General features: G+C 69.7%; 10 protein-coding genes and 2 pseudogenes. 4 read left to right on the top strand and 8 right to left on the bottom strand.

What is annotated here, in order from left to right:
- Positions 1–202: 202 nt before the first annotated feature.
- Together ACWEKS_RS37000 and ACWEKS_RS37005 are read right to left on the bottom strand one after the other, a co-directional pair.
- Positions 203–8,425 (bottom strand): annotated as a pseudogene (locus ACWEKS_RS37000) (type I polyketide synthase); the annotation flags it as partial.
- 29 nt (positions 8,426–8,454) lie between these two features.
- A complete protein-coding gene (locus ACWEKS_RS37005; RefSeq protein ID WP_452344407.1) occupies positions 8,455–16,113 on the bottom strand; it encodes an SDR family NAD(P)-dependent oxidoreductase in 7,659 nt (2,552 codons plus the stop codon).
- 357 nt (positions 16,114–16,470) lie between these two features.
- On the opposite strand from ACWEKS_RS37005, the gene ACWEKS_RS37010 reads away from it, so the two are divergent.
- Positions 16,471–17,352: a LysR family transcriptional regulator gene (locus ACWEKS_RS37010; protein ID WP_452344408.1), complete on the top strand. Its 882-nt coding sequence runs from the start codon at positions 16,471–16,473 to the stop codon at positions 17,350–17,352.
- Positions 17,353–17,447: 95 nt separating this feature from the next.
- Here the strand turns inward: ACWEKS_RS37010 and ACWEKS_RS37015 are convergent, their stop codons facing one another.
- Positions 17,448–18,149, bottom strand: coding sequence for a hypothetical protein (locus ACWEKS_RS37015; RefSeq protein WP_452344409.1), 702 nt, complete (start codon positions 18,147–18,149; stop codon positions 17,448–17,450).
- A gap of 172 nt (positions 18,150–18,321) precedes the next feature.
- Positions 18,322–19,113, bottom strand: coding sequence for a transposase family protein (locus ACWEKS_RS37020; protein WP_452344410.1), 792 nt, complete (start codon positions 19,111–19,113; stop codon positions 18,322–18,324).
- 743 nt (positions 19,114–19,856) lie between these two features.
- Here ACWEKS_RS37020 and ACWEKS_RS37025 point away from each other — a divergent pair.
- The 3 genes and pseudogenes from ACWEKS_RS37025 to ACWEKS_RS37035 all read left to right on the top strand — a co-directional run.
- The gene (locus ACWEKS_RS37025) at positions 19,857–19,967 is read left to right on the top strand and encodes a hypothetical protein (protein ID WP_452344415.1); all 111 of its coding nucleotides are present in this window, start codon (positions 19,857–19,859) and stop codon (positions 19,965–19,967) included.
- A gap of 196 nt (positions 19,968–20,163) precedes the next feature.
- Complete coding sequence (locus ACWEKS_RS37030; RefSeq protein WP_452344411.1) at positions 20,164–21,669, top strand: transposase; 1,506 nt, start codon at positions 20,164–20,166, stop codon at positions 21,667–21,669.
- 92 nt (positions 21,670–21,761) lie between these two features.
- Positions 21,762–21,961 (top strand): annotated as a pseudogene (locus ACWEKS_RS37035) (IS5/IS1182 family transposase); the annotation flags it as partial.
- A 196-nt stretch (positions 21,962–22,157) separates the two neighbouring features.
- On the opposite strand, the gene ACWEKS_RS37040 reads toward ACWEKS_RS37035, so the two are convergent.
- From ACWEKS_RS37040 to ACWEKS_RS37055, 4 genes are all read right to left on the bottom strand, one after another.
- A complete protein-coding gene (locus ACWEKS_RS37040; RefSeq protein WP_452344412.1) occupies positions 22,158–22,811 on the bottom strand; it encodes a group II intron maturase-specific domain-containing protein in 654 nt (217 codons plus the stop codon).
- On the bottom strand, positions 22,717–23,958 hold the full coding sequence (locus ACWEKS_RS37045; RefSeq protein ID WP_452344416.1) for a recombinase family protein: 1,242 nt from the start codon (positions 23,956–23,958) through the stop codon (positions 22,717–22,719). The genes ACWEKS_RS37040 and ACWEKS_RS37045 overlap by 95 nt, the downstream gene beginning before the upstream one ends.
- 3 nt (positions 23,959–23,961) lie before the next feature.
- Complete coding sequence (locus tag ACWEKS_RS37050) at positions 23,962–24,486, bottom strand: recombinase family protein (protein ID WP_452344413.1); 525 nt, start codon at positions 24,484–24,486, stop codon at positions 23,962–23,964.
- Between the two features lie 132 nt (positions 24,487–24,618).
- The gene (locus ACWEKS_RS37055; protein WP_452344414.1) at positions 24,619–24,909 is read right to left on the bottom strand and encodes a hypothetical protein; all 291 of its coding nucleotides are present in this window, start codon (positions 24,907–24,909) and stop codon (positions 24,619–24,621) included.
- Between the last annotated feature and the right edge of the window lie 267 nt (positions 24,910–25,176).

Raw genomic sequence — 25,176 nt, forward strand, 5'->3', positions numbered from 1 at the left:
CCAGGTCGAATAGTTCGTCGTCGGAGGCGGAGTCGAGGTCGAGCTCCGCTGCGGGCGCCACGAGCCGGTCGGCGAGCGCACGCAGTCGCTGGGCGAACTCGTCGGTCGCGGCGTCGTCGCCGGTGAGCAGTCCTTCCAGCGCCCGCAGGGCCTCGTCGGCGTCGATCGGACCGCCACGCTCGTCACCCCTGCCGTCGCGGGGCAGAGCCGTGGCGATGTAGTCGGCGACCGCCTCGGGAGCCGGGTGGTCGAAAATGAGCGTGGCCGGCAGGGCCAGCCCGGTCGCGGTGCGCAGGCGGTTGCGCAGGTCGACCGCGGTGAGCGAATCCAATCCCAGTTCCCGGAAGGCCCGCGTGGGTGGAACATCCGCGGCACTCCCGTGTTTGAGCACCGCCGCGGTCTCGGCACGCACCAGTTCGAGGACCGCGCCTCGCCGCTCCGTCTCACCGAGGCCCGAGAAGCGGTCGAGGACAACGGGAACCGGGGCCTGCGCGACGACGCTCACCGATCGCCCGGCACGGTCGTCGCGGCGCGAAGCCGAGCGATCCGCGTCGATCCAGTAGCGGCTGCGCTGGAAGGCGTAGGTGGGCAGCTCGATCCGCTGTCCCCGGCCGCCCAGCACCGCCTCGCCGTCGACGGCGAGGCCACGGCTCACGGCGGTGGCCACCGACAGTGCGAAACGCTGCGGGCCGCCCTCGTCGCGGCGCAGCGTCCCGACCACGGCCGTGGCCGTCGTGCCCGCGTCGCCGATGGTCTCCTCGAGGACCGACGACAGCACCGGGTGCGGCCCGATCTCGACGAAGGCGCGATACCCACCCTCCAGCAGCCGGCGCGTCGCCTCCTCGAATCGCACTGTGCTGCGGAGATTCTCGTACCAGTACTCGCCCGTCAGTTCCGGACCGGCGACCCAGTCCGCCGACACGGTCGACAGCATGGGGACGGTCGCGGCCGTGGGCCGCACCGGTGCGAGCTCGGCGTGCAGTGCCTCGCGCAGCTCGCGCATCTGCGCGGAATGCGAAGCGTAATCGACCGCGACCCGCCGGTTGCGCACACCCTCGGCGTCGAGCCGTGCCAGCACCTCCTCCATCGCGTCCACCGCACCGGAGAGCACCACCGAGGTGGGCGAGTTCACCACCGCCACCGAGATCCGGTCGCCGTAGCCGGCAACCAGTTCGGCCGCGGCCGCCGCACTCAACGACACCGCCGCCATCGCTCCGTGCCCGGTGTGGGCGGCGATCGCCTTGCTGCGCAACGCCACCACGCGTGCGCCATCGTCGAGCGAGAGCGCCCCGGCGACCACGGCTGCGGCGATCTCACCCTGTGAATGACCCACGACCGCGTCCGGGCGCACGCCGTGAACGCTCCACACCTCGGCGAGCGCGATCATGATCGCCCACAGCGCGGGCTGCACCACATCCACCCGGTCGCCGTCGATGTCGGAGCGCCCGAGCAGGACGTCCAGCACCGGCCAGTCGACGAAGGGCGTCAGCGCCTCGGCGCACGCTTCGAGCCGGCGCGCGAAAACCGGTGTAGTGCGGTACAACTCGGCGGCCATGCCCGGCCACTGACCGCCCTGGCCGGGAAACACGAATACGGTCCGGCCGGTCAGGTCGGCGCTGCCGGTGACGACCTGAGCGGGCAGCGCGGCACCCGAGGCCAGCGCCTCGAGACCCGCGTACAGCTCCGCCTCGTCCGTGCCGACGATGAGCGCGCGCTCGGCCAGCGCGGCGCGCGAATCCCACAGCGTGCGTGCGATATCCGCCGCGGCGAGCTCGGGCCGGGCGCGCAGGTAGGTCGCCAGCGCCACCGCCTGCCCGCGCAGCGCGGCGGCATCGTGCCCCGACAGGGCCCACAGCAGCGGGGTGTCCGGATCCGGAGGCGCGACCGGCGCTTCGAGGGCCGGCGGTTCCTCGATGATGACGTGGGCATTGGTGCCGCTGACCCCGAACGAGGAGATGCCGGCCCGCCGGGGAGCATCCCCCGGCTCCCAGGACCGTGCCTCGGCGAGCAGGCGCACGGTGCCCGCCGACCAGTCCACATGCGGCGACGGCTCGTCGATGTGCAGGGTCTGCGGCAGCACCCGATTCCGCAGTGCAAGAATCATTTTGATGATCCCCGCCCCGCCGGCCGCGGCCTGGGTGTGGCCCACGTTCGACTTCAGCGAACCCAGCCACAGCGGCCGCTCCGGTGCGTGCTCCGCGCCATAGGTGGCGATGATCGCCTCGGCCTCGATCGGGTCGCCCAGCCGGGTGCCGGTCCCGTGCGCCTCCACCACATCGACCGCGGCGGCGCGCAGGCCCGCATTGGCCAGCGCCTGCCGGATCACCCGCTGCTGGGCGGGACCATTAGGCGCGGTGAGCCCGCTGGACGCGCCGTCCTGGTTGACCGCCGACCCGCGCACCACGGCCAGCACCGGATGCCCGGATCGTCGTGCGTCGGAAAGCCTTTCCAGCACCAGCATGCTGACGCCCTCGGCCCAGCCGGTGCCGTCCGCAGCGGCAGCGAACGCCTTGCACCGGCCGTCGGCGGCCAATGCGCGCTGGCGCGAGAACTCCACGAACGTGGCCGGGCTGGCCATGATCGCCACCCCGCCCGCCAAGGCCAGATCGCTCTCCCCCGAGCGCAGCGACTGCGCCGCCAGGTGCAGGGCCACCAGCGACGACGAGCAGGCGGTGTCCACACTCAGCGCTGGTCCCTCGAAGCCGAAGGTGTAGGCGATCCGGCCGCTCGCGACGCTGCCGGCGCTGCCGTTGACCAGATAGCCCTCCAGATCGGCCGGGGCGTCCTGGATGTGCGGGGCGTAGTCGTGGTACATGGTGCCCGCGAACACCCCGGCTCGGCTGCCGCGCAACGAGGTCGGGTCGATGCCGGCGCGCTCCAGCGCCTCCCAGCTGGTCTCCAGCAGCAGGCGCTGCTGGGGGTCGGTGGCGAGGGCTTCCCGGGGCGAGATGCCGAACAGTCCCGCGTCGAAGTCGGCGGCGTCCACCAGGAATCCACCGTGCCGGGTGTAGGACGTGCCGGGGTTGTCCGGGTCGGCGTCGTAGAGGGATTCGAGATCCCAGCCGCGATCGGCCGGGAATTCGGTGACGGCGTCGCCGCCGGTGTCGAGCAGTCGCCACAGGGCGTCGGGCGTCTCGATGCCGCCGGGCAGGCGTAGCGCCATGCCCACGATGGCGATGGGATCGTCGTCGGCGGAGTCCGGCGTGCGGGCCGCGTCCGGACCGGCGTCCGGCACGCCGGTCAACCGGCTGCGCAGCAATTCCGCGATGGCCTGCGGGGTCGGGTGATCGAAGGTCAGCGTGGCGGGCAGGCGCAGACCGGTCGCGGCCGCGAGCCGGTTGCGCAGTTCCACCGCGGTCAGCGAATCCAGGCCGAGTTCGGTCAGGGCACGGTCGCCGCGAATGCCGGTGGGGTCGCGATGATCGAGGGCCACGGCGGCTTCGCGGCGCACCACGTCCAGCAGCAGGGCTTCCTGTTCCGCGGCCGAACGCCCGCTCAGCGCGCCGGACAGTCCCGATTCCTGTTCGCGGACAGCCGATTCCACCCTCCGGCGCGGCGGCCGGACCAGACCGCGCAGCAGCGGCGGCACCGAGGCGGCGGGCCGGGTGAAGGCGGACAGGTCCAGGGACGCCGGTGCGAGCAGCGCGCTGTCACGCTGGAAGACGGCGGCGTCGAACAGATCCAGTCCATGGTCGACCGACAGCGCCCGGACGCCCTGCCGCGCCAGCCGGGCCCGATCGGCGTCGGTGAGATGGGCTGTCACACCGCTGGTTTCGGCCCACAGGCCCCAGGCCAGCGAGACCGCGGGCAGACCGTCGGCGCGCCGCCGGGCGGCCAGGGCGTCCAGGCCGGTGTTGGCGGCGGCGTACGCCGCCTGTCCGGCCGTGCCGAGCAACCCCGCGACCGAGGAGTACAGCACGAAGGCGGCGAGGCCGCGTTCCCGTGTCAGTTCGTCGAGCAGCTGCGCCGCACCGAGTTTCGGTGCCAGCACCGCGTCGAATCGCGCATCGGTCACCGTGTCGAGGACACCGTCGTCCACGATTCCGGCGGTGTGCACGAGCGCGGTGAGGGGATGCTCCGGGGTGACGGCGGCCAGCACCCGGGCGACGGTGTCGCGATCGGTCAGATCCGCCGACACCACCAGCACCTGCGCGCCGAGCCCGCGCAGTTCCGCGGCCAGTTCCGAGGCTCCGGGCGCACCGGCCCCGCGGCGACTGGCCAGGATCAGATGCCGGACACCGTGTCGGCGCACCAGGTGTCGCGCCAGCACCGCCCCGAGTCCTCCGGTGCCGCCGGTCACCAGGACCGTGCCCTGGGGATCCCACGGCCGTGGCGCGACCGAGGCGGCGCCCGCGTGCGCCAGCCGCGGGACGAACGCGCGGCCGGCTCGCACCGCCAGCTGCGGTTCGCCCGGAGCCGCCGCGAACACGCGGTCGAGGACTGCTCGCGAGGCCGGGGTGTCGTCGGTGTCGACCACCGCGACCGCGCCGGCGCGTTCGGTGGCCGCCACCCGGGCCAGACCCCAGACGGGGGCGGCCACCGGATCGGGCCGGTCACCGTCGAGCACCGCGACCGCGTTGTGGGTGAGCAGAATTCGCGTGGCGGTGTCCGCGCCGCGCAGCACCTCCAGCGCGCCGTGCGCCGGCGCCTCGAGCCCCGTCGAATCCCAGACAACGTGGTTCCCGCTCGGTTTCGACTCGGGCAGCGGGTATTCCACCCATACGGGTTCGTACAGTCCGTCCCGGACCGGCGTGGGCTCGCCCGGTGACGCGCGCAGGATCAAGGTGTCCACGGACAGCACAGGTTCACCGGCGGCATCGGTGGCGACCAGATCGCGCAGACCCTCGGCGGTGACGGTGAAACTCACCCGCAGCGTGGTGGCCCCCACGGCGTGTGCCCGGAACCCGGTCCAGAGGAACGGGATGCGCGGGGCGACGCTGTCCTGGCCAGTGACGGCCACCGGGTGCAGCGCGGCGTCGAACAGTGCCGGGTGCACCACGTAGCCCGCCGCATCCACGGCTCCGGATTCCGGCAACGTGATCTCGGCGTAGCGCACAGGTCCGCGCCGCCAGATCGCGCGGACTGCCCGGAAGCTCGGGCCGTAGTCGAGTCCCGCCGCCCGCAGCCGCTCGTAGGCGTCGGTCAGATCGACGCGCTCGGCGTCGGCCGGGCGCCACGACGCCGGCATCGGCCCGATCGACGGCACCCCGGCCGCCTCCAGCCGCCCGACGGCATGCCGCGTCCAGGGGCCGTGCGGGTCGGTGCCCGGGCGGGAGTGGATCTCCACAGTGTGGTGCTCGCCGACCCGGTGCGCGCCGACTTGCACCTCGGTAGCCGACTCGGAGACCAGGACCAGCGGAGTCTCGATCACGAGTTCCTCGACCGTGTCGGCCCCCACCGCGTCGGCGACGTGCAGCGCCAGTTCCGCGAGCGCGGTCCCGGGTACGTAGATCCGGCCGGACACCACATGGTCGGCCAGCCAGGGCTGACTCTCGATCGACAGCCGCCCGGTCGCGACGACGCCGTCGCCGGAGGCGAGCCGGACCGTGGTGCCGAGCAGCGGATGCCCACCCCGACCGGCCTCGGTGACGGCGGTGGCGGTGGCCCAGAAGCGCTCGTATCCGAAAGCATAGGTGGGCAATGTGATCCGCCGTTCCGGTGGAACGACCGCCGCCCACCGCACGGAGCGCCCGTTGACATGCGCGGCTGCCGCTGCGGACAGCACGGTGGTGATCTCGTCCCGTCCGGTGCGCAGGGCAGCCACCGCGACCCAGGGGTTCGCGTCCTCGGCCAGGGCCGCGGAGACCATCGGCGTGAGAACCGCATCCGCGCTGAGCTCGAGGAAGACGCCGACTCCCTCGGCCCGCAGCGCACCGACGGCGTCCGCGAATCGCACGGTGCCGCGCAGGTGACGCACCCAGTAGGCGGGGTCGGACAATTCGGCGGCCGACACCGGCGTGCCGGTCGAATCGGAAACGAGCGTGCGCGCCAGGGGCTCGGTGACGGTCAGTTCCGCCACCACCCGGGCGAAGTCTTCGAGCACGGGATCCATTGCCGCCGAATGGAAGGCGTGCGAGACCACGAGCCGCTTCACCCGCCGGCCCGATCCGGCGAGCTGTGCGGACAGTGCGAGCACCGGCTGCTCCGCGCCCGAGATCACCACCGCCCGAGGGCCGTTGATCGCGGCGACCGACACCGCCTCCCGCACGCCGGCCTGTTCGATCACCGCCCGGACCTCGTCCTCGGCGGCTTCGACCGCGACCATCGCGCCGCCGCGTGGCAGCGCGCCCATCAACCGGCCGCGGGCAGCCACCAGGCGGGTGGCGTCGGCCAGCGACAACGCGCCCGCCACGTGCGCGGCCACCACACCGCCGATGGAATGCCCGGCGACCGCGTCGATCTCGATGCCCCACGATTCCAGCAGCCGGAACAGTGCGACCTCGACCGCGAAGATCACCGGCTGGGTGTAGGTGGTGTCATCGATCAGCCCCTCGGTGCCCGGCGCGCCGAAGGCGACCTCCTTGATCGAGAACCGCACCGCCGTGCCGAGATTCTCGTCCAGCAGGGCCACCGACGCGTCGAAGGATGCCCGGAACGCCGGGAACCGTTGGTAGAGAAGCTGTCCCGCACCCGCACGCTGGCTGCCCTGGCCGCCGAACACCACCCCGACCGCGCCGGTGACCTCCCCAGCGACCGTGACCTCGGCGCCCGGTGCGCCGTCGGCCAGGCTCGTCAAGGCGGCGATCAGGCTCGCGCGATCACCGGCCGCGACCACCGCGCGCGTCCCGAAGCTGACGCGGTCGCGAATCAGCGCGGACGCGATCGGGGCGAGGTCCTCATCGGCCACGCCGGAAAGGTGGTGCGCCAGTGCGGCCGCCTGGGCCTGCAGTGCGCCGGCCGAGGTCCCCGAGATCACGAAGGGCAGGATTCGCTCGATCGATTCCTGTTGTGCCACTGCGGACTCCGTCGTCGGAGTCGCCGCGGGGGCTGTCGTCGCAGGCGTCTCGGGCTCCGCCGCCGGATCGCCTGCCGGTGCCTGTTCGAGAATCAGATGGGCATTGGTCCCGGACACTCCGAAGGCGGATACCCCCGCCCGCAGTGGCCTGCCCCCGGACTGCCACGGCCGTGACCGCGTCACCAGCTCGACCTGTCCGGCGCTCCAATCCACCAGCGCGGAGGGCTTTTCCACGTGCAGCGTGGCCGGCAGCACCTCGTGGCGCAGCGCCAGCACCATCTTGATGACCCCGGCCACGCCCGCCGCGGCCTGAGTGTGCCCGATATTGGATTTCACGGCGCCGAGCAGCAGCGGTTCGGCCCGGTGGCGGCCGTAGGTCGCCAGCAGCGCCTGAGCCTCGATCGGATCGCCCAGTTCGGTGCCGGTGCCGTGGGCCTCGACCGCGTCCACCTCGGCGGCGCTCACCCCGGCGTCGGCTAACGCCTCCCGGATCACCTGCTGCTGGGCGGGTCCATTGGGCGCGGTCAGGCCGTTGGACGCGCCGTCCTGGTTCACCGCGCTGCCCCGGATGACCGCCAGGACTTCGTGGCCGTGCCGCCGGGCATCCGAAAGCCGTTCCACCAGCAGCACTCCCGCGCCTTCGCCCCAGCCCGTGCCATCCGCGCCGTCGGCGAAGGCCTTGCAGCGGCCGTCCACCGACAACCCGCGCTGCCGGGAGAACTCGACGAAGATCGCCGGAGTCGACATGACGGTCGCGCCGCCCGCGACGGCGAAATCCACCTCGCCCGCCCGCAGCGCCCGCACCGCCAGGTGCAGCGCCACCAGGGACGACGAGCACGCGGTGTCGACGGTGAGCGCGGGTCCCTCGAAGCCGAGGGTGTAGGCGATCCGGCCGGACAGCACGCTCGCCGCGGTCCCGGTGACCAGGTACCCCTCGACGCCGGCGGGCACCCGTCCCGGACCGCTGACGTAGTCCTGCCCGTTGGTGCCGACATACACGCCGGTGCGGGTGCCGCGCAGGGTGCGTGGATCGATGCCCGCGCGTTCGAATGCCTCCCAAGTGGTGTGCAGCAGCAGCCGCTGCTGCGGGTCCATGGCCAGCGCCTCCCGCCGGGAGATGCCGAAGAAGGCCGGATCGAAATCGGCCGCGCCGTCGAGAAATCCGCCGTGTCGGGTATAGGCGGTCCCTGGATGGTCGGGGTCCGGGTGGTACAGGCCGGCCAGTTCCCAGCCGCGGTCGGCGGGGAATTCGGTGAGCACGTCACGACCCTCGGCGAGCAGCTCCCAGAACTGTTCGGGGGTGTCGGCCCCGCCGGGGAATCGGCAGCCGATCGCCACGATGGCGATCGGTTCCTGCTGCGCGGCGGTGACCTCCTGCAGCTGTTGCCGGGTCTTGTACAGTTCCTCGCTCACCCGGCGCAGCAGGTGCCGGATCTTGTCGTCGCCAGTGGCGTCGTCGACAGCGTTCACAGCGGAGCCTTTCACGATTCGCGGGCGGTTCAGGAGATGCCGAGCTCGGAGCCGATGAAGTCGATGAGATCGGCGTCGGAGGCGGACTCGGACAGGGCGGGAGTGGCGTCGGGATCGGTTGCCGCGCCGCCGGATTCGCTGGCCAGGCCGTGCAGGCGGTCGAGCGCGATCGCGCGATCGGCGGCCGAGAGTCCGGTCGCGGCCAGCCCCGCGGCCACGCGCTCGAGGTCACCGAGCAGGACGTCGAGCAAAGGGGGTCGCGCCGGGACGATCCGATCGGCGATGAACGCCGTCAGGGCAGTGACCGTGGGATGGTCGAAAACCAGTGTGGCGGGCAGATCCAACCCGGTGCGCCGGCGCAGGCTGTTACGCAACTCGACCGACGACAGCGAGGTGAACCCCTGATCGCGCAGTCCGCGATCGTCGTCGACGGCGTGCGGATCGGTGTGGCCCAGCGCCGCCGCGGTCTCCTCCCGCACCAGGACGTGCACCCGGCGGCGGCGCTCGGCATCGTCCACGTCGCCGAGCTGTTCTGCGAGCCCGGCCGGGGCGGCCGCGGGCTCGGCGGCAGGCAGCAGATCGGTCAGCAGCCGGGCGTGGATCGGATCGGCTGCCGCCCAATCGATGTCGGCGACAACGATCTCGGTCTCGCCGCCCGTCACGGCGTGCTCGAGGGCGGTGAGCGCCGGCGCGAGATTCATCGGCCGCAGCCCTCCGCGCCGCAGTTGCCCGGCGGCCGCGCCCCCGATTCCCGCGCCCGCCCAGTGTCCCCACGCGATCGCGGTGGCGGGCAGGCCCAGGTGGCGACGGTGTGCAGCCAGTGCGCCGAGGACCGCGTTGCCGGGCGCGTAATTCGCCTGCCCCGGTGCCGGAATCACGCCGGTGACCGAGGAGAAGAGCACGAACGAGGACAGCTCGCAGTCGCGGGTCAGCTCGTGCAGGTACAGCGCCGCGCCCACCTTCACCCGGTGCACCCGTTCGATGCGCTCGCGGTCGAGGCTGTCCACCAGACCGTCGTCGAGCAGCGCGGCGGCGTGCACCACGTCCGTGAGCGGCCGATCGTCCGAGATGCTCGCCAGCAGGGCCGCCAGCGCGCTCCGATCTCCGACGTCGCAGGCCGCCACCACCGGATGTGCTCCGGCAGCGGACAATTCGGCGATCAGCTCCGCCGCGCCGGGGGCCTGGGGCCCGCTCCTGCTGACCAGCAGCAGATCGGTGACCCCGTTGCGGGCCAGGCGGCGCGCGATCTGGCCGCCCAGCGCGCCGGTCCCGCCGGTGATCAGCACCGTCCCGGTCGGGCGCCAGCGGCCGCCGGCGCGAAGACTGCCCGGCCGCAACCGCTTCACCCAGATCCGGCCGGCGCGTATCGCGAATTCGCGCTCGCCGCCGGTGTTCCGGAGTGCGCCGACGACCTGATCCGCGGCGCGGGTGCCGGATTCGGCGGGCACATCGAAGACCGCGCCCGCGCCCAGGCCGCCCTCGGTGGCCGCGGCGGCGGTGAAAGCGGCATGCCACGCTCCTGCGGGATGGACGTCCGCGGCGACCGCGTCGGTGTTCGGCGCGAGGTCCTCGGTGTCGAGGGCGAACGCTTCGCTGGTCAGCACCGCGAAGGCGGTGACTCGTGGGGTGGCGGCCGAGGCTTGGGTGAGCGCCGTCGTGGCGGCGGCGATATCGAGGTCGAACACCGGGCCGGTGGCACGTGCCGCGAATGGCAGCAGGGACACCACCGTCAGGGTCTCGCCGGGCACATCGGCCAGGGCCGCGGTCAGCGCGGATCTCGTGGTGGTCGAAGGACTGATCCGCAGCTCGGCGAGCCGAACGCCGTCGAGCGCTTCGCGCAGGGCAGCGGCCCAGCCGTCGGCCGCGCCGTTGCCGGGGGTTACCAGCACCCAGGTGGAATCGTCGCCCGATATCGCAGTGGCGGGTGTGAAAGGCTCCCATCGGACGCGGTACACCCACTCGCCGGGAGTGCGACCGGCTTCCGCGCGCGGTGCGTCGGTCCAGTACCGCTCACGCTGAAAGGCGTAGGTGGGCAAGGCGACCCGACCGGCTTCCGGCACGATCGCGGACCAGTCCACGCGATGTCCGTGGGTGAACACGGTGGCAGCGGCCGTCAGCAGGCTCGTGGTCTCGTCACGGTCGCGGCGCAGCGCGGAGAGCACGGTGACGCCGTCGAGCGTGCTCGCCAGGGCCGGGGCCAGCACGGCGTCCGCGCCCAGTTCGACGACCAGCCCGATCCCGGTCGCCGCCAGCGTGCGCGCCGCGTCGGCGAAGCGCACGGTGCCGCGCAGATGGCGGACCCAATATTCGGGGTCGGCGAGTTCCGCGCCGGTCGCCTCGCAGCCCGTGTGGTCGGACACGATGCGCGGACCGGTGGCGGCCGCGAACGTCAGGCTCGCGACCACCTCGCGGAACTCGTCGAGCACGGGATCCATTGCCGCGGAATGGAAGGCGTGCGACACCGCCAGCCGTTTCACCCGCCGGCCCACCGCCGACAGGCCGCCCGACACCTCCGACACGATGCCCTCGGGGCCCGAGATCACCACCGCGCGGGGACCGTTCACAGCGGCGACCGAGACCGTGGCCGCCGCTTCGGCGGTGGCGATCGCCGCCCGCACCTCATCCTCGGCGGCCTCCACCGCCACCATGGCGCCGCCGGCGGGCAGCCCGTCCATCAGGCGGGCGCGGGCCGCCACCAGCCGCGCGGCGTCCTCGAGCGAGAGCACGCCCGCGACGTGCGCGGCCACCACCCCGCCGATCGAATGCCCTGCCACGGCCGCCACTTCGACGCCCCAGGACTCCCAGAGCCGGTAGAGCGCGACTTCCACCGCGAACACCACGGACTGGGTGTAGATCGTCCGGTCGATCAGCCCCTCGGTACCGGGTTCGCCGAAGGCCACCGCACGGACCGGGAAATCGACCGCCGCACCGAGATACCGGTCCAACAGCGCCACAGCGGCATCGAAGGACTCGCGGAACACCGGAAACCGCTGGGACAACTGCCTTCCGGCTCCGGCACGCTGGCTCCCCTGTCCACCGAACACCACGCCCAGCGCACCGTGTGCGGAGTCCGGCCCGCGGATGACGTTCGGTGCCGTGCCATGTCCGGCGAGAGCGCCCAGTCCGGTGCGCAAGGACGCGTCACCGTCTGCGATCACCACGGCGCGGGCGGCAAACGTGGCCCGATGCCGAATCAGGGACGACGCCACGGCCGTCGTAGCGAGCGCACCCGTCCCGCCGGCGTGCGCGGCGAGACGGTCCGCCTGCGCGCGCAGAGCGGCCGGAGTCCGGCCCGACAGCACGAACGGCAAGGGCTCCACCGTGCCCGGGGCCGAGTCGGCGACCGGTACGTCGGGCGCTTCCTCGATGATCACGTGCGCATTGGTGCCGCTGATCCCGAACGATGACACCGCCGCGCGCCGGAGCCGGGGACCACGCGCCCACGGCCGGGGCTCGACGACCGGACGCAGCGCCCCGGCCTGCCAATCCACGAGCGGGGAGGCCGGTTCGGCGTGCAGAGTGGCAGGAATCAGCTGATTCCGCAGCGCCAGAACCGTTTTCGCGACGCCGGCGATGCCGGCGGCGGCCTGGGTGTGGCCGATGTTCGACTTGAGCGAACCCAACCACACCGGCGCGGTGCGGTCCTGTCCGTACACCTCCTGGAGGGCCTGGGCCTCGATCGGGTCGCCGAGCGCTGTTCCGGTGCCGTGCGCTTCGATCAGATCCACGTCGGCGGCCGTCAGTCCCGCGTCGGCGAGCGCCGCACGGATCACCCGCTGCTGGGCGGGCCCGTTGGGTGCGGTCAGGCCGTTGGACGCGCCGTCCTGGTTGATCGCGCTGCCGCGCACCACGGCCAGCACCTCGTGCCCGAGCCGGCGCGCCTGCGAGAGCCGTTCCACCAGCACCAGACTCACCGCCTCGGACCAGCCGGTACCGTCGGCGGCGGCGCCGAAGGCCTTGCACCGGCCGTCCGCGGCCAGTCCACCCTGCCGGGCGAATTCGGTGAACATGCCGGGACCGGCCATGACCGTCACCCCGCCGGCGATCGCGAGATCCGCCTCCCCCGCACGCAGTGCGCGAACCGCCAGGTGCAGGGCCACCAGCGAGGACGAGCAGGCCGTGTCCACGGTGAGCGCGGGCCCGGCCAGCCCGAAGGTGTAGGCCACCCGGCCCGACAGCACGGACGGCGCGGTTCCGGTCAGGCCGAATCCGGCTGCCGCGCCGCTTATTTCGTGCAGGCGTGGACCGTACTCCGAAGGACTCGCGCCCAGATACACCGCGGTACGACTGCCATGGAGCGAGTCCACGACGATGCCCGCACGCTCGAACAGCTCCCACACCGACTCGAGGACCAGCCGCTGCTGGGGGTCCATCGCGACCGCCTCGCGCGGTGAGATACCGAAGAACTCGGCATCGAAATCAGCTGCCTCACCGAGGAATCCGCCGCGCCGGCCGGGTTGCCCGATGACGGTGGCGAGGGCGTCCAGGTCCCAGCCCCGGTCGGCCGGGAGGTCGCCGATCGCCTCGCCGCCGGCTGCGAGCAGGTCCCAGAGTTCTTCGGGGGAACCGTGTCCACCGGGAAACCGTCCGCTCACCGCCACGATGGCGATGGGCTCAGCGGCGTCGACGGGTCGGCCCGGTGCCGGTGTGATACCGGCCGGATCCTCGGCCCGAGATCCTGCGCTCGCCCACAACCGGTCGTCGAGGTGGGCAGCGAGGGCCGAGGGGGTCGGGTAGTCGTAGACGACGGTCGGGACCACCGCGATACCGAGCTCCCTGGTCAGCAGCGTGGACAACTCACCCGCGCCCAGGGAATCCAGGCCGAGATCCCGGTAGGTGCTGCCGATGTCGACCTGTTGTGCGTCGGTGTAGCCCAGCACCGCGGCGGTCGCCCCGAGTACAGTCTCGGCGACCGATACCGCCCGCGGCGCAGCCTGATCGACCGGCACGGGAGCCCGCGCGGAATCCGCCTCGGACTGAACGGCATTGGCGCGCACAGCGGAGTGGGCAGGCGTATCCACCCAGTACCGCTCGCGTTGGAAGGGATAGGTGGGCAGATCGATACGCACCGCGGGTGGTATCAGTGCGGTCCAGTCCACCCGGTGCCCATTCGTGTAGACCACGGCGGCCGCGGTCAAGAGTCCGGCAACCTCATCACGGTCCCTGCGGAGGGCGGCCGTCGCGACGGCCTGCGTGAGATCCGGCAGCATGGCCGTCACCATCGGAGCCAGGACGGCATCCGCGCTCAGTTCCAGGAACACGCCGATGCCGTCGGCACGCAAGGTACCTACGACGTCGGCGAAGCGCACGGTGCCGCGCAGATGGCCGGACCAATACTGCGGGCCCAACGCCTCCGCCGCGGTGAGCCGGGTGCCGGTCGCATCGGACACCAACGTCAACTCCGGTGCGGTGAAGGACAATCCGGCGAGCGCAGCCTCGAAATCCGCGAGAATCGGGTCCATCGCCGCGGAGTGGAAGGCATGCGACACCGTCAGGCGCTTCACCCGCCGCCCCGATTCCTCCAGGGTCCGGGCGAGCGTCGAGACCTCGATGTCCGGGCCCGAGATCACCACCGCCCGAGGGCCGTTCACCGCGGCCACCGCCACGACGCCGGACTGTCCGGCGGCCTCGATCGCGGCGCGCACCTCCACCTCGGCGGCCTCGACCGCCACCATCGCGCCACCGACGGGCAGCGAGCCCATCAACCGGCTCCGCGCCGCCACCAGGCGCGCGGCGTCCGGGTGGGAGAGCACACCGGCCACGTGAGCGGCGACCACTCCGCCGATCGAATGCCCGGCCACCCCAGAGACTTCGATCCCCCACGACTCGAGCAGCCGATACAGCGCCACCTCCACCGCGAAGATCACCGGCTGGGTGTAGATCGTCCGATCGATCAACCCTTCGGCGCCCGGCTCGCCGAAGGCGACGGCGCGCACCGAGAAGTCGACCTCCGCACCGAGATACCCGTCCAGCAGTGCCACCGACGCGTCGAAGGACGCACGGAAGACCGGGAACCGCTCGTACAACTGCCGCCCCGCGCCGGCCCGCTGACTTCCCTGCCCCCCGAACACGACACCCACGGCGCCGCGCGTGCCCGACCCGGTCACGAGCCCGGCCACCGTGCGTCCCTCCGACAATGCGGTCAGTCCGGCCACCAGAGCAGAACGATCATCGGCCAACATCACTGCGCGGGTGACGAATTCGACCCGATCGCGAATCAAGCCGGAAGCCAGCGCCACCGGCTCGGGCTCGACGTCCGCCGCGAACCCGGCCAGTCGCGCACCCTGAGCACGCAGTGCGCGGCTCGAATCGGCCGACACCACGAACGGCAGTACGCCTTCCACGAGCGTGCCCGGCCGCACCGATCGCTCATCGGCGCCCGGCTCCCGCCACTCCCCCGCGCCGGCCGGCGCCTGCTCGACGATCACGTGCGCGTTCGTCCCGCCCATGCCGAACGAACTGACACCGGCCACCAGGGTGCGGTCGGGGTGCGGCCACGGGCGCGACGCGGTCACCACTCGCAGGTTCGACGCCGCCAGATCCAATGCGGGATCCGGGTTCTCGTGCCCGAGGGTTGCGGGCAGCTCGCGATGCCGGAGGCTGAGCACCGCCTTCAGCAGACCGGCCAGCCCTGCCGCGCCCTCGAGGTGGCCGACGGTGGGCTTGACCGACCCGACCAACAGCGGGTCGTCCGCCGGGCGCGCGCGGCCGAGGGTCTCGGCCAGCGCCGCCGCCTCGATCGGATCTCCGGCGCGGGTCCCGGTGCCGTGCAGTTCCACATACTGCAGATCACCGGGGCCGATCCCGGCCCGCTCCAGAGACCGCAGGATGGCCGCAGACTGCCCGGCGGCGGTGGGCACCGTGAACGACCGGCCGCCGCCGTCATTCGTCACCGCGGTGGACCGGATCACCGCATGGATCCGATCCTGTTCCGCGACAGCGCGATCCAGCGGCTTCAGCAGAAACACCACCGCCCCTTCACCTCGCACATACCCGTCGCGGCCCGCGTCGAACACCGACGCCCGGCCCGTCGGGGAGACGCCGCCGAAGCGCTCGGCGGTCAGCGTGCCCGCACGGGTGAGATTCAGGTTCACCGCAGCCACGAAGGCCGAGTCCGATTCGCCCGCAGCCAGACTCGTACACGCAAGATGAACGGCGGTCAATCCCGACGACTGACCGGAGTCGACCGTGAAGCTCGCACCGCGCAGGCCGAAGGTGTAGGAGAGACGATTGGCGAGCGCACCGCGGCTCAGGCCGGTGAGGGTGTGCCTGGTGAGCGCGGCCTCCCCGCCGTCCCGCACCAGCTCGGCGTAATCCGCGGCCATCGCCGCCGCGAAGACCCCGGTCGCGGAATCCCTGAGGTCGGTGATCGGGATGTTCGCGTCTTCGGCTGCCTCCCAGGCCAATTCGAGCAGCAGGCGTTGCCGCGGGTCCATCAGCCGCGCCTCGGCCGGCGAGATGCCGAAGAACGGGGCATCGAACTGGTCGACCTGCTCGAGGAAGCCGCCGATCAGGCCCGCCACGTCACCACCCGCCGCCGAGCGCGTCCGGGCGGGCACTCCGAGCGAACTTCCGGCCGATTTCAGGAGATTCCAGAATTCACCGGGATTGTTCGCTCCCGGCAACCGGCACGACACACCGACGATCGCGACAGCCCGGGAAAACCCCGCATATCGAAAATCATTCACAGCAGATCAGCTCTCCTTTTGATCCGGAGAAAATTCGAGCATCACCCCACCCGGAACGCTCCATGTGAAGCCATTGTGCGATTCGAATTGACGAACCAACAACCGGAGGTGGCGGAGGTCACATCACCTGCATGCGCTCGAATCATGCTGTGCTACAGGGTGTTTCAGAACTCGATGGTCATCGCCGATATGGAGTCATCCGGAAGTCCGATCGATTGGCCGAGGTCGCGTGCGGCTGAATATCAGACACCGAGCAGAAATTCATTGCAATCTCGGAGATTCAAAGGGCGGCATGCTGATTCGAACCCGGGTTAGATGGTCCTCCAGCGTCGACCAACCCGAAGGTGACTGTACGGCATGCCTGATCCGCTGGATTTGCTGCACTTGCGCACACTCGTGACCATCGCCGATACCGGCGGCTTCCGGCGCGCGGCCGACGCGTTACACCTGAGCCAGCCCACCGTCAGCCAGCACATCCGGATGCTGGAACGGCGCCTGAAGTGCACGCTCGTCGAAAAGTACGGTCGCACTTCACGTTTCACGCCGGAGGGTGAGCGACTGGTGGTCGAGGCTCGGCGGCTGCTCGCGGCCCAGGACCGGGTCCTGGCCCGGTTCGCCGAATCGCCGCGGCCGCAGATCAGCATCGGCTCCACCGAGCACGCGGCCGACGGTCTGCTCACCGATCTACTCGGCGTGCTGCGCACCATCTACCCGGAGGCGAGCCTGCACTTCCGGATCGACCGATCCACCGCACTGACCGATGCCGTGATCAAAGGCGTCCTGGACCTGGTGGTCGTGCTGGGCGGCAACACCGCCGAACCGGTCGGGACCGAGGTCGGCCTGCTCGATCTGCAGTGGTTCGCCGCGCAGAGCTGGCAGCTGCCGCCCGCGCCGGGGCCGATCTCGCTGGTCGCCTTCGCCGAACCGTGCGGACTGCGCCGCCGGGCCGTCCACGCCCTCGGCGAACTCGGTTATGAAGTCTCGGTGACCGCGGAATCCGGCAACCTCGACGGACTGCTGGCCGCGGCGAAGGCGGGCCTGGGTGTCGCGCTGCTGCCGTTCCTGTCCGCGGCGCCGGGTGATCTCACCTCGGTCGGCGAACTGCCGGAGGTGGGTGCGATCGATGTCCGGCTGGTCACCCGGCGCGGGCTCGAGGCTCATATCGAGAGCATCGCGGTCGAGGCCATCACCGCCCACTACCGCTCGATCTCCCGCGGCGGGCTGCGCGGCGTGGCCTGAACCGGGTTCGCGCCGGTCCGCGGGCTTTCGCCCCCGGTCCCTCGGGCCGGAGACCGACGGACCGCGAGCGCTCGCCGGCGGGCGAGAACGAAGACCTACTTGGCCGGCGTGAACGGCGCGTTGATGGTCGTGAAGTACTGTGCCGCAGCGATGATCGCCACCGGCGCGGTGATGAACAGCTGACCGATCACGGTTCCGATGAATCCGACCACGGCGACGCCGCCGATGCAGCCGCCGATGGCCGCGGGCAGCGCACCGAAAAGGGCGGTGAGAGCACCGGTCAGGGTGCCGCCCACCGCGCCGCCGATCACGCAGCCGATCGCGGCCCCCGCCAGGCCGCCGACCGCGGTGCCGATCGTCGCACCGGTGCTGATCGTGGTGACCATACGATTCCACGCCGCCTGTTCACGGTCGTACGGCGTCTTGAACGGTGCCTGATCCTCGTACGGCAGGGCCACCGGTTGGTACACCGCGTGGGACACATCGAATTGCGGAGTGAGGGTCGCGGTGCGGTCCTTGATCTCGGCGGCGATCGGGAAGACGAAATCATCCACCCGGAACGACAATTCGGTTCCGGCCAGTGTGGCGCCGTTGGCGGCTTTCACCTTGAAGACATTGTTCTCCACCACCAGCGAACCCGAATCGGTCGTGATGGTCGTCGTGGTATCGGTCGCCGTCGCGTTGTAGGCGACGGCGCCTTCGTCGGCATGACCAGGGGCGGCGCCGGCTGTCCCGGTCGCCGCAGCCAGTACCGCACTGACCAGTACTGCGGTGCCGGCGACTTTCTTGATGCGCATGTGTTGCGTCCTGCTTTCTACTGTCGAACACGCGGACAGCAGCAAGCATTGGATAACCGATGAAGATTGCGGAGAATAAGAATCAGCGTGATCAACGAAACCGATAGGCGTTTCGACTCGTCACCCATCAGCAAATGCAATCGCACTCCGATACACCAGAACCCGTAGCCATTCAAAGCACTGAGCCTTTTTCATCCTTGTGCGGACTGAATCTCGAGGTCCTGCAAGACGTGGATGCCTTGGCCAGGGGACCGGCCTTGTGCGGGCAGCAGCGTAGTTTGTGCAGTACCTTCCAGGTCTTCAGCTGCGCGTTGGCGCGTTCGCCGCGGCCTCGCAGCCGCGCGTGCGCACGGTTGGCGTTCTTCTGTGATGCCGGTTTGCCGCGCCCCTTGTACGGCGTGAGCAACCCATCGACGCCGTGATATCCCTTGTCCGCCAACATGATCAGCCCACAGCACTCGAGTTCGCGCAGGATCTGCCAGATCCACGCGGCCTTGCTGTCGTGCACACTGCCGGGCAACGCGCCCGACACCCACACGATATCTCCGTCGGGTGTGGCGATGACCTGGATGTTCATCCCGTGCCTGCGGTGCTTGCCCGAGTAGTAGGGCCGGTCCGCGGCCACCCGGTCGATCGGGATCAGCGTGCCGTCGAGAATCAGGTAGGCGCGTCCGTCGATCCTGGCCTGCCGCAGGGCTGCTCGCAGCGTCGGCGCTTGTGCCGCGAGCAACTCCACGGTCTCGGCGACATAGCGCCACGCGGTGGTCGTCGACACCTCGAATCCTGCCCCGAGGTCGCCGAAAGTCTCACCTTTACGCAGGTGAGCCAGCACGAGCAGGGCCTGGCGGGACGGGTCGAGCTTGCGCCAGGCCGAACCGATCGAGCGGCGGTGCCGGCGGATCAGCCGCGCGACGAAGTGGAGGGTCCGGCGTGACAACGACAGCGCGCAACGGTAGAACAACACAGAAGCCCCTGGTCGGACGGTGATCTCAGCAATCCCGATCTACCAGGGGCTTCACCTATCGATCACCCGACACGCCGCACCAAACATCAACTGCCACAACGCCATCCACCAGGGATGAAAATGGCTCACTGTTGCCGACCGCGAATAGGTCGGTTCGACTCCACCTGAACGCGACGCTGATGAGCCGCCTTACTGCACGTCGTCCACTGCCGCGGAGAGCACGCAATGCTGCCAGCGCTCCCCTATCGCAATGGAAAGCCGTTGGAGAGCTGTCGATATGACTACCTCACGAGCCGTGATCGATTTTCATCCCGGCTGGATGATGTTGGTAGGCAACAGAACTGGATACGAAGCCCCTCCGTTTGATACGAGGAAGCCTTTGGCAGGAACACTGTCGACCAAAACAAGCTGCACCCCAAGGGCTTCCATTGCTGTTCTACCGCTCCGCGCTGCCGTTGTCACGCCAGACCCTGCACTTCGTCGCTGAGCTGATCCGCCGGCATCTCCGCGCGATCGCTCGGCCTGGCGCAAGCTCGACCCAGGCCACCAAGCCTTGCTCACCCTGGCCCATCTGCGCATAGCCGAAACCTACGCCGATCTCGGGGCGGGATTCGAGGTTTCGACGACGACCGCGTGGCGCTCATCGAGAACGTGGAGTTGCTGGCGGCACGCGCATCGAAGCCGCAGGCCGCGCTGCGGCAGGCGAGTAAGGACCGGGTGCGTATCTGATCCTCGATGGCACGCTGATTCCGATCGATCGGGTGGCCGCCAACCGGCCCTACTACTCGGACAAGCACCGCCACCACGGCATGAACGTGCAGGTCATCGCGATGCCCGGCGGAGACGTCGTGTGAGTGTCCGGCGCGTTGCCCGGCAGCATGCACGATACGAAGGCTGCCTGGATCTGACAGATCGCGCGCAATCTGCAACGCTGTGGGCTGATCGTGTTGGTGGACAAGGGCTATCACGGTGTCGACGGCCTTCTCACCCCCTACAGAGGCTGTTGCCGAATTCGGCGTGTCGTTTTCTGGTCTCGAGGAGGCTTGGGAGGTGGCGAAGTCGTATCGGCCGGTGGATCGGGATCAGCAGTTTCTGCTGCCGCCGGATATGCGGGAGTGGCTGGATGCCGATCATCTGGTGTGGCAGTTGCTGGACGTGGTGGCGGTGCTGGACACCTCGGGGTTCCATCACCGCCGGGCGCGGCGTGCGACGTCGAATTCGGTTGCCGGACAGCGGGGTTACGACCCGGACATGCTGGTGGCGCTGTTGTTGTATGCCTACTGTGTCGGGCAACGCTCGTCGCGGGGGATCGAGCGGGCCTGCCACACCGATGTGGCGTATCGGATCGTGTGCGCCGGTGATATTCCCGATCACACGGTGATCGCGCGGTTCCGCGCCGAGCATGAGGGCGCGTTCACCGGGCTGTTCTCACAGGTGCTGTTGGTGTGCGCGCGGGCTGGCATGGTGAGGGTGGGGACGGTCGCCCTGGACGGCACCAAGATCGCGGCGAACGCGAGCATCTTCGCCAACCGCACCGAGGACACGTTGGCGAAGATGGCCGAGACGACTGCGGCCGGGATCGTCGCCGAGGCCGCGGCCTGTGATGCGGCCGAGGACCACGCCGACACCGGTGACGACGCCACACCGGCGTCGATGCGTGCGACGCGGCGGCGCGCTACCATCGCCGCGGCTCTGGCTTCGATCGAGGCCGAACACCGGGAGAAACCGTCGAAGGCCATGCGGTTTTCGCAACGGCGCCTCGACACCGTGCAACGCGGTTACGACCGGTTGCACGAGCAGATCACCACCGCCTGGCGGGCCGAGCAGGCCCGCCTGGCCGCCGGCGGGAAACCCCGCCCCGGTAGTAAGCGGGTCGCGCCCGAGCACAACAAGCACCTGGCGCGCGCGGCCGCCCGCGTGACGCGCGCGCGGGCGGCACTGGAGGTCAAGCGCGCCAAGGAACCGGCCAAGAAACGCAATCTCACCGATGTGCAATCGCGGATCATGAAGACCCGCAAGGGATTCATCCAGGGCTACAACGCGCAACTGCTCGTTTCCGAGGATCATGTGATTGTCGCCTGCGATCTCACCGACGCGCCCGTCGACCACCACCAGTTCGCGCCGATGCTCGACGCTGCCGCAGCCGAGTTGGCCACCGTAGGTGCTGCCGGGTATCCCCGGGTGATCGGTGTCGTGACCGCCGACAACGGCTACTGCTCAGCAGCCAATATCGACCCCGAAACCACCCCCGGGCCCGACCGGCTCATCGCTGTGGTCACCGACCGCCACCAACGCGGCGACCACCCCGGCGACGGTCCCTGCACCTACACCGACCCTGTCTTCACCGCCATCGCCGACATACTGAAAACCACTGCAGGACAACAGATATACCGCCGCAGAGGCGCACTCACCGAACCCGTCAACGGCCACCTCAAAGACCGCCGCGGACTCTCACGATTCTCCCGTCGCGGCCTGGCCGCCTGCGCCGCCGAACTGAAACTCGCCGCCACCGCCACCAACCTCATGCGATACATCACCCACACCACCACCGCCTGACAGCGGGGCCGACCGGCCCCGGCCAAGCACGACATCACCACCACCACCAGCAGCACAACCCCACCCGCCGCCAATTCGGCAACAGCCTCTGCAAGGGGCGCAATACGCCGGAATCGCAGAAGCAGGCCAATCGAGCCCACGCGAAACTGGGCTGCCGCGGCGAACGCACCATCGCACAGCTGAAGCCCTGGAAGGTGCTGGACAAGCCACGCCGCTGCCCTACAAGGCCGGGTTACTGGCCAAGGCCATCCACACGCTCCAAAACCGCGAACTTCACGCCTCCCGAGGATGAAAAAGGCTCCGTACACGTGAGCAATTGCCTTGGGCTGCAGTACTTCAGGTCAGCGCATACCGGATCGCCATACCGCCCTGACCTTTGTCGAGCGGGAGTTCGAGTACTCGGTCGCACGAGCCTATGCGGGTCAGGTGAGTCGGCGGCGGGAATCTCATCCGCCGCCGCTCTCAGAACCGTGCTTGAAAGTCTCCCTTCACACGGCTCCCGCTGTTGAGCCGGTTGGCAATGCGCCGTGCTTCCAGTGCGCGAACATGCCCGGATAAACCGAAGCGATCTCGGCGAGTTGTTTCCGAGCTTTCCGGCTCGCACGGCGAAACCGTTTATACTTCCTCATCGCCCATTTCACGAGAAACGGGTTGATCTGCCGCTCCAGGAATCGGATCAGCTCGGACTTGTAGAAGCGCCCGTAGTAGTTGATCCAGCCCGCGACAACGGGGTTGATCATCGCGGCGATCTCCTTGAAGCTCAGCGCGGTCCAGCGACCCAATTGCCAGTTCCGAATGGTCCTGGCCATGGACTTCTTCGCCTGCTTGCTGACCGAGGGCAGGAAACCGGACTTCAGCCTCCCGTCCCGCAGCCGAGCCGCCCGGCGCCGGAACGTGAACCCGAGGAAGGTGAACATTGTGACCGGGAAATCCAGGTCGCGACCCTCCTGTTTGCAATACACGATCCGGGTCTTGTCCGGGTGCAGACTCAGACCGAACTGCCCCAACCTGCGCCCGATCGAAGCACGGACGAACTCCGCTTGCTTCTCACTGGCGCAATGGATTACGGCGTCGTCGCAGTATCGCTCGAACCTGATCGTCGGAAACTCTCGATCCAGCCAAGCATCGAAAGCGTAGTGCATGAACAGATTCGACAACAACGGCGAGAGTACGCCTCCAACGCAGTTGGCAATGTTCGCCCTCCTGGTCGGTGCCAGTGGCCGGGGTATCGCCGTTGGTGCGTTCGCGGATGGGGATGCGGTGGCGGATAGTGATCTTTTCCGGTCCGATGAGGACATCTTTGACCAGCAGCTTCAGTACGCGCCTGCGTTCGTCGACGGTCGCGGTTTCTGCGTTGGTGTGCAGTTGCGCGAGAAATCCATGCAGGTCCGCGGCGGGGGCGAGGTAGGCGTGGCGGTCGGCGAGCTGTCCGTCGAGCGCATCGATCTGGTTGCGTAGGTTGGCTTCTCGTGCCCGCAGGTCGGGCATTCGGGCGCGCAGCTCGTCGATGGTGATCAGTTGTTCTCCGAACGCTTCGATCATCGCGGCGATGCCAGAGCGTGCCTTGGCCAGCGCTGTGTCGAGCCGTTTGCGTTGCGCGACAACGGGATCGGAGGTCTTCGCGGTCTGCAATCGTTTGTCGATCTCGGTGCGGATCAGCTGCGGGTCGGCCATCAGCGCGGTGATGTGGTCCCAGACGACGGTGTCGAGATAGTCCGCGCGGACCGGCTTGTTGGCGCAGACCCGGCCGCCTTCGTAGCGGTAGTCGTCCGAGCCCAGGCATCGGTAGTAGTAGATCTTCTTGTTCGTGGTGCGAGTCGAGGTGCGGTAGTAGCCGTATCCGCAGCCCGCGCAGGCGGCCAGGCCCTGCAGCAGCGACGGATCCTTGCTGTTGCGGGCGGCGAACCGTTTGTTGTCGGCCAGTCGCTGCGCGACCCGTTCGAAGGTTTCGTCGGTGACGATCGCCGGGACCGGGATCTCGGTCCAGTCCTCGCGTGGCCGATCGACGGTCCTCGAGGCTTTCGGGGTCTCGCGCCCGGCCAGCCGTGCCGCCCTGTTCAGGCCTGGCGATTCGTGCACGACCATGGTCTTGCCGAACACTGGCCGACCCGCGTAGGCGGGGTTGCGCAGCATCCCCCACACCGTCGAGCGGTCCCACCGCTGTTTGCCGGTCCGGGTCGGTGTTGCCGGGTCGTCGGTGAGCCAGCGTGTCAGCTCGGCGAGTGAGGCGCCGTCGTCGGCGTAACGACGGAACAGTTCTGCGACCATCCTCGCCTCGTGCTCGACGATCTCCTAGACGGCGCCGCTGTGGTCGTTGCGGCGGATGTAGCGGTAGCCGTAGGGGGCGCCGGAGAGCACGTTGACCGACCCGGTCTTGGCGCGGTGGGTCTTGCCGCGCCGGTATCGTTCCATGATCTGGGCTTTCTCGTATTCGGCGAACATGCCCTGGAACTGCACCAGCAGCTGATCCTCCGGCGAATCGCCGCGCGGACCCTTGATGAACTCGACACGAGCGCCCGCGCGAGTGAACTCCTCGATCAGCAACGCCTGGTAGGCGAACTTGCGGGCCAACCGGTCCGGCGAATAGCACAGCACCACATCGACCCCGATGCCGGCGACCAGGTCGCGCAGCCGCTCCAGCGCTGGGCGCACCAGCGTGGCACCGGAGTGCCCGTCGTCGCAAAACACCCACTCCTCAGGCACCTCGAGCCCGAGATGTTCGGCGTGCGCGCGCAGGGCCGCGATCTGCGAGCCGATCGTCTCGTTCTTCTTCTGCCGGGCCGAGGACACCCGGGCATAGATCACCGTGCTCGTCACGGGGTGGTCGTCCTTCCTGACCGGCCCGCGGAATGCGGGCCCGTCGCTGTGGTACCAAAATCTCGTAGGCCACCGACACATCCGCGGCCACGTGGCGGTCGAACACGAACTGCGTCTCGACCCGCCGCTTGCTCACCAGAGCCGGGGCCGCGCCTGGCCCCGCACCAGAAACTCTGTCAACGCCCGCGTCACCAGGGCGGAGAGCGTGCCCCCGGAGTCCCGAGCGCGTTCACGCACCCGGATCGCAAGCGGCGCAGGCAATTTGACAGTGAACACCACCGTCTCCTCGGCAGCCGCCACCACCGGGCCGCGGCCAGCAGCGCGATCCACATACCGTCGGGCCTGCCGCTGCGAACAATCGAACCGATCCGCCAGCATGCTCGCCGCCTCGGCAGCCGACGCGCCAGCGTCCAGAAGCTCCACTGCCGCATTGACACGGCAACCGAATTCGGCAGCGCCGCAACGCCTCCCAACCATGCCACAAAACTACTACCCGACATGTCACCGCGCCTTCCCAGCGCGGCGAGGCCGCTCCAACCGCCGATAGCTCAGCGTGGCACCGAAACAGAAGCTGCCAACTGCGTTGGAGGCGTAAGGTTTCGCCCGTGCTCTCCAACATTTACCTGCATCGGTTGGACACATTCGTCGAGAAGGTTCTCATCCCGGAATACACCCGAGGGCGGATCCGCA

The sequence above is a fragment of the Nocardia sp. NPDC004711 genome (genome assembly GCF_053601595.1).